The organism is Hansschlegelia quercus (assembly GCF_004310425.1).
GTDB lineage: Bacteria > Pseudomonadota > Alphaproteobacteria > Rhizobiales > Methylopilaceae > Methylopila > Methylopila quercus.
The window spans coordinates 576,183-588,748 of record NZ_SIUB01000001.1 but is presented as its reverse complement, the minus strand read 5'-3'; the positions used below and the strand labels follow the sequence as shown (position 1 = coordinate 588,748).

Here is a 12,566-nt window from a genome sequence, read left to right as displayed (position 1 = left end):
GAGTGCGCCCTTAGGGGTGCCGACGGCCGCCCGACGCCGAGGCGACGACGCGCTCGATCGAGCGCTGGTCGTAGGGCTTGGAGATGAAGGCCGCGTCGCGCAACGTTTCCGGCGCGTCGATCATCCGCGAGCCCGACACGAAGGCGAACGGCAGCGCGCGCTCCTTAAGCTCGGACGCGAAATCGTAGGACTTGCCGTCCACCACGTCGACGTCGAGCAGTGCGAGATCGAACCCGCCGCTCAGAGCGCGCTTGGCCTGTTCGATCGAGCGGCAGGACGTCACGTTGGCGTCGGTCCAGCAGCAGACGATGGTGGCGAGATCGAGCGCGAGAATGGCGTCGTCTTCAAGGATTAGAACGCGAAAAGGCGCCATGAACTGAACTCCGGCGGTACTCGACCCGGAGCCACAACGCGCCATCCCACCTCAGGTTTCATCACCGCCGAGATAAATCGAAAAAAGAAATTTGATTGAGATCGTTAAGTCTTAGGTAAGATTCGTATCGATCGGGCGCAGCCTAGAAGGCAACGGCAGGAAGTAATTTCGAAGCTCCTCCGGTCGCCGTCCAATGTCTCGCGCCGCGTCGGGCCCGCCGCCTACATCACCTTGACGGTCGTGCCGACTCCGACCCGCTCGTAAAGGTCGGTGACGTCGTCATTCGTCATGCGGATGCAGCCTGAAGAGACCGCATGACCGATCGTCCACGGTTCGTTGGAGCCGTGGATGCGATAAAGCGTGTTGCCGAGGTAGAGCGCGCGGGCGCCGAGCGGATTGTCCGGGCCGCCGGCCATCATCACCGGCAGTTCCGGCCGGCGGACGCGCATCTCCGCAGGCGGGCGCCAATCCGGCCACTCGCGCTTCTGCGTGATCGTCTCGGTGCCCTTCCAGCCGAAACCTTCCTTGCCGACGCCGACGCCGTAGCGGATCGCCATGCCGCCAGCCTGGACGAGGTAGAGATAGCGGGTGCGAGTGTCGATCACGATCGAGCCGACCGGTTCCTTGCCGGCGTACTGCACGGTCGTGCGCGCAAACTTCGGATCCATCGTCCTCCGCCCGACGTCGCCGCCGGCGGCCGAAGGCGGTCCGGCGAGACGGCGCGAGTCGGGCGCGATGATCGCGTCGCGCGAATTGTAGGGATCGTATCCGAAGGAAGGATCGTCCTCGTAATAGCGATAGACGCGGCTCCTGCGGCTGGTGTCGCCGTAGGCCTCGTAGGTCTCGCGCTCGCGCGCCGTCGGGATGCGCTGGCTCCGTCCGTCGTAGCGGTAGACCCGGGACGGCGCCTCGTCCTCCATGTCCTCGATATAGCCACGGCGGCGGTCCGCCCGACGCACGACGCGCGCGCCGTCGTCCTCATAATAGCGTTGGATGCGGCCGCCGGATTCGGGCGCGTCATAATAGGTCTGAACCGGGATGATCCGCGGATCGGCCTGCGCGGGCGCGACGAAGCCAAGCGCGAGAGCGGCGCAGGCGCCGGCGACGCGGACGTTGATCACGAAACACTCCTCGAAACTCGGACCCGAGCCGCCGTCATCATAGCTGAACCATCTTGACGCGGCGTGAACGATCTGGCGCGTCGGTCGGGCTTATCGATGGCGCTCCGACGGCCAAACGACGCGCGGGCCGCCTCTCGCTTGAACGCCGGAGGCCGCGGATCCCTGCGCCGGCTTCTCTTCCCCCGGGCTGCGCGCCATAACCCATCAGCTCAGCCGCGCGCGGGAGGCAGGACGGACCGATGTCGGAATTCCTTATACGAGAAGCCGTCGACGCCGACGGTCCTGCGCTGTCGAGGCTCATCGCCGACGCCCGCGCCTCGGGCGGCGAGGCGCTCGCTCCGCCGGAAGACGCGGCCTTCGAACAGCCCGCTCGCTATTTCGAGGAGCGCGGCGGTCGGCTCTGGCTGGTGATGCGGGACGGAACGGCTGTCGGCTCTTTCGGCCTGATCGCGCATGACGAACGCGCGGAGTTCGAGCTCGCGATGATCTGTCTTGAACCCGCGGCTCGGGGGCAGGGGCTCGCAGCCGCCCTGCTCGCCGGCGCCAACGCCTTCGCCGCAGCCTCCGGCGCGATCAGACTCTCGGTCTGGGTCGATGTCGCCGCTGAGGACCTTCACCGCTTCTGCGAGCGCCACGAGTTCCTGCGCGAGCCCGGCGTTCGGGCGCGCCGCGACGGCTCGGAGACGCTGGAGGCCTGCTTCTCCCGCCCGGTCCGCTGAACGTGCGTCAGGCGACAGCCTTGCGGAGATCGCCCAGCCTGCGGCGCGTCACCTGCCAGGAGCCGTAGCCGAGCCGATCCTCGAACTCGTTCTGCGCGCGCCGCCAGAGCGGCATGGCGTTTTCGAGCGTCTCGCGCCCCTTCTCGGTCAGCGCCGGCTTGCGCCGCCCGTTGACGCCGGCGAGCGGCGAGACGAGGCCTTCCTTCCGCAGCAGCTGAAGGTTCCGCACCAGCGTGGTCCGTTCGAGATCGACCGCCTCGGCGAGGTCGGTGATGGACGCGGCCTCTCCAGCCTCGATCGCCGCGAGCAGCACGAACTGCGTGCTCTTCAGCCCGGAAGGGCGAAGCGCCTCGTCATAGAACCGCGTCACCGCGCGTGCCGCCATCCGCGTGTGCGAGCAAGCGCACATATTGTGGATGTCGACGATCTCGTCTCGGGACAGCATGCTCGAACCATCCGCCCGGACAATCCTGGATGCAAGCTCTCTGCGAGACAGTCGCCTATGCGCGCCTTCACGCTCTCGTCGCACTTGCGAGCGACAAGCCGTCAGCAGCGCAGCAAGGCGGAAATCAAACGCTGAGGTCCGCCGTGAAAACTTGACAGCGGAGCCGTCGAACCGTATCTCACCGACGCGTTAGCACTCTCCTCCGATGAGTGCTAACAGTGCGGTGCGACAAGCGCCGTCGCGACGAAATTTCAACGCGAAGCAACGCCGTCTACGCGTAAGAGGATCAGACCCCATGAACTTCCGTCCGCTGCACGACCGTGTGGTCGTCCGCCGCCTGACCGCCGAAGAGAAGTCGAAGGGCGGCATCATCATCCCCGACACCGCCAAGGAAAAGCCGCAGGAAGGCGAAGTGGTCGCCGTCGGCCCCGGCGCCCGTGACGAGAGCGGCAAGATCGTCGCCCTCGACGTCAAGGCCGGCGACAAGATCCTGTTCGGCAAGTGGTCCGGCACCGAGGTCAAGATTGACAGCGAAGAGCTGCTGATCATGAAGGAGTCGGACATCATGGGCGTGATCGCCTGATTTTGTCCTGAACCTTATTTCCGTCGGCGCCGCGCAGTCCCCCCGATCGCGCTTGAGAGCCGGCGTTTTCCGATAACGCTCATGAGGAGCAACTGAACATGGCAGCTAAAGAGGTACGTTTCTCCGCCGACGCGCGCGAGAAGATGCTGCGCGGCGTCGACATCCTCGCCAACGCGGTGAAGGTCACGCTCGGCCCGAAGGGTCGTAACGTCGTGATCGAGAAGTCCTTCGGCGCTCCGCGTATCACCAAGGACGGCGTCACCGTCGCCAAGGAGATCGAGCTCGAGGACAAGTTCGAGAACATGGGCGCCCAGATGGTGCGCGAAGTGGCCTCGAAGACCAACGACCTCGCCGGCGACGGCACCACCACCGCCACCGTGCTCGCCCAGGCGATCGTGAAGGAAGGCGCCAAGTATGTCGCCGCCGGCATGAACCCGATGGATCTCAAGCGCGGCGTCGATCAGGCGGTCGCCAAGGTCATCGAGCACCTCAAGGCGTCGTCCAAGAAGATCGCTTCCTCCGACGAGGTCGCCCAGGTCGGCACCATCTCGGCGAACGGCGACAAGGAAGTCGGCGACATGATCGCCCACGCCATGCAGAAGGTCGGCAACGAGGGCGTTATCACGGTCGAGGAGGCCAAGAGCCTCGAGACCGAGCTCGAAGTCGTCGAAGGCATGCAGTTCGACCGCGGCTACCTCTCGCCGTACTTCATCACCAATGCCGAGAAGATGATCGCGGACCTCGAGGACCCCTACATCCTCATCCACGAGAAGAAGCTCTCCGGCCTGCAGGCGATCCTTCCCGTTCTCGAGTCGGTCGTGCAGTCGGGCAAGCCGCTCGTCATCATCGCCGAAGACATCGAGGGCGAGGCTCTCGCCACTCTCGTCGTCAACAAGCTCCGCGGCGGCCTGAAGGTCGCGGCCGTCAAGGCGCCGGGCTTCGGCGATCGCCGCAAGGCGATGCTCGAGGACATCGCGATCCTGACCAACGGGCAGGTGATTTCCGAGGACCTCGGCATCAAGCTCGAGAACGTGACCCTCGACATGCTCGGCCGCGCCAAGAAGGTGACGCTCGAGAAGGAGAAGACCACGATCGTCGACGGCTCCGGCGCCAAGGACGCGATCGAGGGCCGCGTCGCTCAGATCAAGGCCCAGATCGAAGAGACCACCTCCGACTACGACCGCGAGAAGCTCCAGGAGCGTCTCGCCAAGCTCGCTGGCGGCGTCGCGGTCATCCGCGTCGGCGGCGCGACCGAGGTCGAGGTCAAGGAGAAGAAGGACCGCATCGACGACGCCCTCAACGCCACCCGCGCGGCGGTCGAGGAAGGCATCGTTCCGGGCGGCGGCGTGGCGCTGCTGCGCGCCAAGACCGCGATCCGGGACATCAAGTCCCCGAACGCCGACATCCAGGCCGGCATCAACATCGTCCTGAAGGCGCTCGAGGCTCCGATCCGTCAGATCGCGTCCAACGCGGGCGTCGAAGGCTCGATCGTCGTCGGCAAGCTGCTCGAGAACGATAACGCGACGTCGGGCTTCAACGCCCAGACGGAAGAGTATGTCGACATGATCCAGGCCGGCATCGTCGATCCGACCAAGGTCGTGCGCACGGCGCTTCAGGACGCGGCCTCGGTCGCGGCTCTGCTCATCACCACCGAGGCGATGGTGGCCGAGCTGCCGAAGAAGGACAGCGGCGGCGGCATGCCGGGCGGCATGGGCGGCGGCGGCATGGGCGGCATGGATTTCTGATCCAAGCCTCTCAACGTCTAAGAATAGCGAAGGCCTCGGAGCGATCCGGGGCCTTTTTCTTTAGCCTCTCTGTGCTAGCGGGAGGCGCGGAGAGGCGGATATGCGCGCGCTTGTGCTCGGGGCCTATGGACTGATCGGTTCGGCCGTCGCGGACCGGCTGATCGACGCCGGTTGGGACGTCGTAGGGCTCGGTCGTTCGATCAAGGTCGCCCGACGTTTGCGCCCCGAGATCGCATGGCGGCGCGCGGACATCGCGACTTTGCTCCGTCCGAACGACTGGACGCCCTTCCTCGATGGCGTCGACGCCGTCGTGAACTGCGCCGGCGCGCTGCAGGACGGCGCGCGGGACGATGTCGCAGCCGTGCAGCGCGACGCCATGACGGCTCTCTACGCAGCCGCTGAAGCCGCCGCGGTCCGGCGCTTCGTTCAGATTTCCGCCGTCGGCGCGCGGCCGGACGCGGCGACGCGCTTCATGCGCACCAAGGGCGAGGCGGACGCTGCGCTTGCCGCCTCCCGGCTGGACTGGACGATTCTGCGCCCCGGCCTCGTGATCGGCCCCGCCGCCTATGGGGGAACGGCGCTGCTTCGCGGGCTTGCGAACTTCCCCTTGGTCGCACCAGTCATTGCCGGCGATGCGCTGATCCAGACGATCGCGGTCGAGGAGGTGGCGGAGGCCGTGCACGCGGCGCTCGCCGGCCGCGTCGCGTCCTGCCGGGCCTATGACCTCGTGGAGGACGAGGCGCATTCGCTCGACGCCGTCGTCGCAGCCTTGCGGGCGGCTCTCGGCCGGCCGCCAGCGAGGGCGCTCCGCGCTCCGCGCTGGCTAGGACGTCTGCTGTTCGACATCGGAGATCTCGCAGGCCGGCTCGGCTGGAGGCCGCCGATGCGCACGGCCGCGCTGCTGGAGATCGAGGCCGGCGTCAGAGGCGATCCCGACCCGTGGCGCGCTGCTGGAGGACGGCCGGTCCAGAGCCTCGCAACCACGTTGCGCCGGCTGCCGTCGACCGTCCAGGAACGCTGGTTCGGTCGCCTGTTCCTGCTGAAGCCTGCCATTACCGTTACGCTCGCCCTGTTCTGGATGGCGTCGGGGGCTATCGGCCTCATGCGGCTCCACGAGGCGGCCGAAGTTCTGCTGTCCCGCGGAGCGAACGGCTCGTTCGCCACCAGCGCAGCCCTGCTCGGCGCGCTGATCGACCTCGCGCTGGGAGCCGCGATCCTCGTCAGGCGCACGCACGTCGCCGCCGCCTGGGGAATGATCGCGGTGACGGCGCTCTACCTCGCGGGCGCGACGCTGTTCGCGCCGGATCTCTGGCTCGATCCGCTAGGTCCTCTGCTGAAGGCTTTTGCCGTAGCTCTGCTCGCGCTGGTCGCGCTCGCAATCGAGGAGGAGCGGTGAGCCCGATTTTCCTCGACGCGTTGCGCTGGCTGCACGTGCTCGGCGCAACCGTTCTTATCGGCACGGGGTCCGGCATCGCCTTCTTCATGCTGATGGCGCATCGCACAGGGGACGCCCGGCTCGTCGCGCATGTCGCGGGGACGGTGGTCGTCGCCGATATGGTCTTCACGGCGACGGCCATCGTGCTGCAGCCGGTCACCGGCGCTGCGCTGGCTCATGCGGTCGGGTGGCCGCTGACGACCGGCTGGATCGCCGTCTCGCTCGGGCTTTACGTAGCGACGGGCGTCCTCTGGTTGCCCGTTGTCTGGATGCAGGCCCAGATGCGGGACCTCGCGCGGGACGCGGCGGCCTCAGGCGCGCCGCTCCCGCCGCTTTACGGGCGACTCTTCCGGCTGTGGTTCGCCTGCGGCGTCCCGGCATTCATCTTCATCGCGATCATCCTGTGGCTGATGATCGCCCGACCCGCAATTCCGGGGATCGACGCCTGATCTTCCGCCGTCTCGGATCATGCGGCTCACCTTGACCCGATCGTCGCTCTGTTCGGTTCGACCAGTCGCGGTCTGGCCTAGCGCCATAATCCTGTCAGGCTTTTCGACGACGGCGCTCCGAAGGTGCGGCGAAAGTCTTGGGCGAGACGGGCCTGGTCGGCGAAGCCCGCCTCGTGAGCCGCGCTCGTGAAATTACCGCCCGCGACGATCGCCTCGATCGCGCGACGCATGCGCATCCACGGCCGCTAGCGGCTAAGGGGCGCGCCGATCTCCTGCGCGAACAGACGGCGCAGTTCCGACGTCGCACGATTCCGACGAGGACGGTGAGAGCCCCGGTCGCGGCCTACTGAAATTCCACGACCGTCTTCTTCGGCTCGACCAGCTTGCCCAACGTCTCGGCGTCCCAGTTCGTTAGCCGCACGCAGCCGTGGCTTTCGGTCTTGCCGATCTTGGACGGCTCGGGCGCCCCGTGGATGCCGTAGGTCGGCTTCTCCAGGTCGATCCACATGCTGCCGACCGGGCCGTTCGGCCCGGGCTTGAGGTTGAGCTTCTTCGTGTTCTTGCCCTGCTGGAAGTTCTTCTTGGGGTCGTAGACGTAGACCGGGTTCAGATAAGCCTTCGTCACCTTGGTCTGGCCCTCGGGGGAGGGCGTGTCGCCGGAGCCGACGGTGGCCGGCGCGGCCAGAACGAGCCCGCCGTCCTTATCGAAGGCGCGAACCTCGTTTTCGTTCTTGTCGACGAGGATGCGAACTACGCGGCGGTCTTGCGCCGGATCGGCGCCGGTTTCCGGGACGAGGATCCTTGAGCCGGCCTTGTCGAAATCAACGTCGGAATTCAGCCGGCGCAGCAGGCCCTCGTCGAGGTGGAAGCGTTCCGCGAGCATCTCGGCCGCGTCGCGATAGGCGATCCATTTGAGTTTTGCGAGCTTGGCGTAGTCCGTTGGGACGGGCCCGTGGAGGTATTCGGCGTCCTCGTCTTCTTTCGTGACCTCGTAGACCTTCATGGCTTTGCCCTGATCGGCGCTCAGCGCCGCCCATGTCTCGGGATCGAGCTGGTCGCCTTCCGGCAGCTTGCGCATCTCGCGGAAAGCCCGGATTGCGCGGCGCATGTTGTCGCCATAGCGGCCATCGATCGCGCCAGGCGAAGCGTGCGCCCGGTCGAGCAGGATCTGCGTGCGGATCATGAAGGGGTCCGGCGCATCCTGCGGCTTCGGCAGGGCGGCGAGCCGATCGTGCGCGGTCTTCTTGTCGCGCTTCTTCTTGGCGTCGCGAATGGCCTGTTCGGCCGCCTTCCGGTCGGCGTCCGCCTTTGCCCTGCCGTCCTCGCGGGCGCGCCAACCGTCGAAATCAGCGGCGTCGATCGCCTGTTCGGTGAGTTCGGCTGGAGGGGGCGATTGCGGCGGAGCGGGCTGCGCGAGGGAGACCGCGCTCCAGGAAACGGCGGCGGCGACCAGCGCCGCAGATACGAACTTCATAGCCATTGGCCTCATACGCGCGACGCCCCGGCCAAGAAACGCGCGAAAGCCTCAGAGGCTCCGTCGCCGCCATTTATCTTAATTGCAGCATTCCCTAGGGATAGGGGCCTGCGCACGGTAACGTCGCCGCGGTCGGATCATCGGGGCGTTGTGTGCGTTAGCGTATGGGATTGAGTGGAGCGTCGGCCGGATGAACGCGAGAAGTCTATGCGGGGCCGTTGCCCTTGCGCTCGCCGTCTTCCCGGCGCAGGCCGCCGAACCGCTGCGCGACGAGGCGACCGGGCTCAGCGTTCAGCCTCCGGACGGCTACCTCGCGACCGTCGCCGAGGCCGATCCGCGCTACGCCGCAGTGTTCGCCGTGCAGAAGGGCGAGGAGTCGGAGGTCGGCTGCAAGATCGCCTTCCAGGCCGCTCCGCAGAACGCCGAGCTGCCGCAGGAGGAGATCAACGCCTTCACCCAGAAGAAGGAGTGGACCGAGCTGATCCGCGCCACGCTCGCGCTGCGCTACGACGTAGCGAGCATCGAGCCCTTTGAGCAGGGCGGCGTCGCCGGAGCCGCCGTGGTTGCCGACTTCAAGCCGGTCGAAGGCGAACCGCGCGCATCGGAAGTCCGTTCCTACCTCGTGCTGATCGACACGCCGAAGGGCCGCACGACGGTCGTCTGCGTCGGCGAAAAGGCGAGCTTCGCCGCCCGCAAGCCGGAATTCGAGGCCATCGCCAGGGGCGTCTCCCCACCGCGATGAAGGCAACGCTGCCGTGGCGCATGGCCTGCGCCGCAGTGTAGGGTCGCGCCCGGGCGCAAAGCCCGCGCAGGGACCACCGATGACGACCAAGCCCGACAGACAGGCGATCGCGCTTTATGACCGCTACACCCATGGCGAGATCGGCCGGCGCACGTTCTTCCGACGGCTGATCGGGCTCGCCGGCTCGGCCGGCGCGGCGAGCGTGCTGCTCTCGACGCTTGCGAACGACTACGCCAGGGCTGCGATCGTCGCGCCGGACGATCGGCGACTGCTGACCGAGACGATCGGCTACGACAGTCCCGAAGGCCGCGTGACTGGATTGCTGGCGCGCGGCAAGGGCTATCCCAAGCGCCCCGTCGTGCTGGTGATCCACGAGAACCGCGGCCTCAACCCGCATATCGAGGACGTGACGCGCCGCCTTGCGGTCTCCGGCTTCCTTGCCTTTGGCGTCGACCTCCTGTCGCCGCAAGGCGGCACGCCGGCAGACGAGGACAAGGCGCGCGAGATGATCGGCGCGCTCGAACCCGCCAAGGCGGTTGGCATGCTTGCTGCGGCCTTGCCGGTCCTTGCGAAGCATCCGGAGTCGAACGGAGCGGTCGGCGCGGTCGGCTTCTGCTGGGGCGGAGGCATGGCGAACCGCCTTGCGGTCGCGTCCGCCGACCTGAAGGCCGCCGTCGCCTATTACGGCGAGCCGCTTTCGGCGGAGGAGGCGGAGAAGGTGCAAGCGCCGCTGCTGCTGCACTATGCCGGGCTCGATGAGCGCACCAACGCCGGAGTCCCCGTCTTCGAGAAGGCGCTGAAGGACGCGGAAAAGCCGTACGAGCTGTACCTTTACGAGGGCGCTGATCACGCTTTCAACAACGACACGAACCCTGCGCGCTACGACCGTAAGGCGGCGGCGCTGGCATGGGACCGAACCATCGCTTTCCTGGAGCAGAACCTCGGCGGAGCCGTGCCGCCGACGCGCTGAAAAAACTTCCAGAAAAATTTGAAACCGGCGGAACCGCGCGCCTGAAGCGACGTTCTATGCTCGGAAGCTCTTTACGAGCTTTTATGACGAGGCGGCCAGCTCCCCCCGACTGGCAAGCCTTAGTAAGGCGGAACCGCTACCCCCCGAGGCGGTTCCGCCTTTTCATTTTTTCAGCCCCTTAAATCTGACGACAGACACGACACGTGAGGCTTCGCCTGCGTCCTGTGGCCATGTCGCGATAGGCGTTGGGTGTCATCCCAACCACAGCGTTAGCCGAGATCCGGGATCGTCATCAGGATAAAGCGCTTCACGCGGCGCACGATCTCAGACGGCTCTTGCCGATCCGGGATGGGGGCGTATTCAGACCAAAGACCGGAACAGCTCTTCGACCAGCGGCGGCGACGGTTCGAACACGTCTTCGAGCGTCGAGACGGTGATCGAGCCGGCACCAGCGGCTGACAGCGCGCCGACGAGATCGAACACCGCGCGCTTCGGCGCATGCAGCGTCAGCGGCTGGCCGGGCTGCGGCGGACCGAACGGCGCGCGGGCGTCGAAGCGGGCGCCGAGCTCCACAATCAGCCGCTCCACCCGCGTGTCGATTAGTGCGCGAACCTCGCGGACGCCGCGGGCGCGCGCCTCCGCCGCGATCCGCGTCAGAATCGTGCGGACGGCGTTGCGGGCTTCCTCGCTCCAGTCGGCGCCGAGGCTCGCGACCAGCTGAGCCTGGCTCTTCAGCATGATCCCGTCGTCCAGAACCTTGAGGCCGTTGGCCGAGAGCGTCGCGCCGGTCGTGGTGATGTCGACGATGATGTCGGCCGAGCCCGCGGCCGGAGCGCCTTCGGTCGCGCCAACGCTCTCGACGATCCGGTAGTTCGACACGCCGCCGGCCGCGCGCGTATCGCTCGCCTTCTTCCAGGCGAAGAAGCCGCGCGTCAGATTTACGTATTTGGTCGCGACGCGGAGCCTTCGGCCGTGACGGCGACGCATGTCCTCGGCGACGTCGTCGAGGTCGGCCATGGAGCTCACGTCGATCCAGGCCTTCGGGACCGCGACGACGACATTGGCGTAGCCGAATCCGAGCGGCAGCAGCAGCTTCACTCTGGCTTCAGCGTCCGGGATCGTCTCTCGTATCAGGTCCTCGCCGGTCACGCCGAGATGGGCGGCGCCGCTCGCGATTTGGCCGGCGATATCGGAGGCGGAGAGATAGGCGACCTCGACATCAGGCACGTCGGCGATCGCGCCGCGATAATCCCGGGCGCCGCCGGACTGCACGAAGTTCAGCCCCGCGCGGCCGAAGAAGGCCTGCACGTTCTCCTGAAGGCGCCCCTTGGAGGGGACGGCGAGGATCAGCTTGCTCACGGCCGGCCTCCGAACCGATCGAGCCACAGCGCGAAGCCGACGCCGGGGGAGGAGGCCCCTGCGCCGAGCGCCGCGATCAATCCGTCGTAGCGTCCTCCGCCGCCGAGCGGTTCGCCGCCCGCAGCGCGCGCGAGCTCGAACACCAGACCGTCGTAATAGTCGAGGCTCTGGCCGATGCGGGCCGAGAAGCGCATCTCCTCGACGGCGAGGCCTGCCTTCTCGAAGGCCGCCAGCCGCTGCTCGAAGGCTGCGACCTGCGGCGCCCCGCCCAAAGCCGTCTTCAGCCGGTCGAGCGCCCGGGGCGCCGCGTCGTCGATCGCCAGAACGCTCTTGAGCTTCTGCCGGTCGGCGTTCGAGACCACGATCGCACGGTTCGCGGCGCGCTCGATGAAGCGTTCGGCGATCTCTCCCGGCGTACGGCCGCCGACCGCAGAGATGCCGGCGAGAGAGAGCACGTCCTCGATCACGCCGCGCGCAGCGTCAGGACCCGCGGCTTCCAGGGCCGCGTAGAGGCCGGCGTGGTTCGCGTCGTCACCGCGCGCCGCGGCGCCCAGCGTCTCGAGCGAGCCGCCATGCGCGATTTCGCGCTTCAGGCGGCGCTTTAGCGAAACCGGCGCGTCGAGAGCGAGGATCGCGGCGTCGACAAGGGCGCGGTCGCCGATGCGGATCGCTGGGCGACCGACGCCGAGCGCGGCCGACGTCTCGACGGCGAGCGCAAGCACCTCCGCCTCCGCCTCGAGCCGGTCGGCGCGTCCAAAACTCTCGACGCCGATCTGCGGGGCCTCGCCGCCATTCGCGCCGTGGCGGAAGACTGGGCCTGCATAGGCATAGGACGCAGAGCGTGCGGGATCACCGGCGGCGATGTGAGCGAGCGCGGCAGGAATCGTGAAGTCGGGCCGCAGGCACATCTCACGGCCTTCGGCGTCCGACGTCAGGAACATGCGCTGCCGGAGCTCCTCGCCCATGACGTCGAGGAAGGGCTCGGCCGGCTGCAGCACGCCGAACTGGACATGTGCGAACCCGGCGGCCGCGAAGCGATCGAGCAGGTCGGACGGGATCGCGGCGAGCGTCATGGTTTGGGCCGAGGCTTACAGGCTCTTGCAGGGGTCGCCGCGGCGTCTAGCAGGCGGCCCGCCTGCGCGCGACCTTTT

Annotated in this window: 13 protein-coding genes; 7 read left to right on the top strand and 6 right to left on the bottom strand. The window is 67.3% G+C overall.

What is annotated here, in order from left to right; all coding sequences use genetic code 11:
* Window positions 1-10: 10 nt before the first annotated feature.
* Together EYR15_RS02830 and EYR15_RS02825 are read right to left on the bottom strand one after the other, a co-directional pair.
* On the bottom strand, window positions 11-373 hold the full coding sequence (locus EYR15_RS02830) for a response regulator (RefSeq protein WP_131001342.1): 363 nt from the start codon (window positions 371-373) through the stop codon (window positions 11-13).
* 221 nt (window positions 374-594) lie between these two features.
* Window positions 595-1,494, bottom strand: a complete 900-nt coding sequence (locus EYR15_RS02825; protein ID WP_131001341.1) for a L,D-transpeptidase — start codon at window positions 1,492-1,494, stop codon at window positions 595-597.
* Between the two features lie 239 nt (window positions 1,495-1,733).
* Between EYR15_RS02825 and EYR15_RS02820 the strand changes: the two genes are divergently transcribed.
* Entirely contained in the window at window positions 1,734-2,213 is a 480-nt protein-coding gene (locus tag EYR15_RS02820; protein ID WP_131001340.1) for a GNAT family N-acetyltransferase, read from the top strand.
* A 7-nt stretch (window positions 2,214-2,220) separates the two neighbouring features.
* Here EYR15_RS02820 and EYR15_RS02815 read toward each other — a convergent pair whose 3' ends face one another.
* A complete protein-coding gene (locus EYR15_RS02815; protein ID WP_131001339.1) occupies window positions 2,221-2,658 on the bottom strand; it encodes a MarR family winged helix-turn-helix transcriptional regulator in 438 nt (145 codons plus the stop codon).
* A 295-nt stretch (window positions 2,659-2,953) separates the two neighbouring features.
* Here EYR15_RS02815 and groES point away from each other — a divergent pair, with 295 nt between their 5' ends.
* The 4 genes from groES to EYR15_RS02795 all read left to right on the top strand — a co-directional run bounded on the left by groES (window position 2,954) and on the right by EYR15_RS02795 (window position 6,870).
* Window positions 2,954-3,241: a co-chaperone GroES gene (groES, locus tag EYR15_RS02810; RefSeq protein ID WP_131001338.1), complete on the top strand. Its 288-nt coding sequence runs from the start codon at window positions 2,954-2,956 to the stop codon at window positions 3,239-3,241.
* 98 nt (window positions 3,242-3,339) lie between these two features.
* Window positions 3,340-4,986 carry a chaperonin GroEL gene (gene groL / locus EYR15_RS02805; RefSeq protein ID WP_131001337.1) on the top strand — a complete coding sequence of 549 codons (1,647 nt, stop codon included), beginning with the start codon at window positions 3,340-3,342 and terminating at the stop codon, window positions 4,984-4,986.
* Window positions 4,987-5,086: 100 nt separating this feature from the next.
* Window positions 5,087-6,382, top strand: a complete 1,296-nt coding sequence (locus tag EYR15_RS02800) for an SDR family oxidoreductase (protein ID WP_131001336.1) — start codon at window positions 5,087-5,089, stop codon at window positions 6,380-6,382.
* A 5-nt stretch (window positions 6,383-6,387) separates the two neighbouring features.
* A complete protein-coding gene (locus tag EYR15_RS02795) occupies window positions 6,388-6,870 on the top strand; it encodes a DUF2269 family protein (RefSeq protein WP_131001606.1) in 483 nt (160 codons plus the stop codon).
* 343 nt (window positions 6,871-7,213) lie between these two features.
* Here EYR15_RS02795 and EYR15_RS02785 read toward each other — a convergent pair whose 3' ends face one another.
* Window positions 7,214-8,344: a L,D-transpeptidase family protein gene (locus tag EYR15_RS02785; RefSeq protein WP_131001335.1), complete on the bottom strand. Its 1,131-nt coding sequence runs from the start codon at window positions 8,342-8,344 to the stop codon at window positions 7,214-7,216.
* A 190-nt stretch (window positions 8,345-8,534) separates the two neighbouring features.
* On the opposite strand from EYR15_RS02785, the gene EYR15_RS02780 reads away from it, so the two are divergent.
* Together EYR15_RS02780 and EYR15_RS02775 are read left to right on the top strand one after the other, a co-directional pair.
* Window positions 8,535-9,086 (top strand): hypothetical protein, encoded by a 552-nt coding sequence (locus EYR15_RS02780; RefSeq protein ID WP_131001334.1) that lies wholly within the window; start codon window positions 8,535-8,537, stop codon window positions 9,084-9,086.
* A gap of 79 nt (window positions 9,087-9,165) precedes the next feature.
* Window positions 9,166-10,056 carry a dienelactone hydrolase family protein gene (locus EYR15_RS02775; RefSeq protein ID WP_131001333.1) on the top strand — a complete coding sequence of 297 codons (891 nt, stop codon included), beginning with the start codon at window positions 9,166-9,168 and terminating at the stop codon, window positions 10,054-10,056.
* A gap of 360 nt (window positions 10,057-10,416) precedes the next feature.
* Here EYR15_RS02775 and hisG read toward each other — a convergent pair whose 3' ends face one another.
* Both hisG and EYR15_RS02765 read right to left on the bottom strand, forming a co-directional pair.
* Window positions 10,417-11,415, bottom strand: a complete 999-nt coding sequence (gene hisG / locus EYR15_RS02770) for an ATP phosphoribosyltransferase (RefSeq protein WP_131001332.1) — start codon at window positions 11,413-11,415, stop codon at window positions 10,417-10,419.
* Window positions 11,412-12,488 (bottom strand): ATP phosphoribosyltransferase regulatory subunit, encoded by a 1,077-nt coding sequence (locus EYR15_RS02765; RefSeq protein ID WP_131001331.1) that lies wholly within the window; start codon window positions 12,486-12,488, stop codon window positions 11,412-11,414. The genes hisG and EYR15_RS02765 overlap by 4 nt, the downstream gene beginning before the upstream one ends.
* Window positions 12,489-12,566 lie beyond the last annotated feature (78 nt).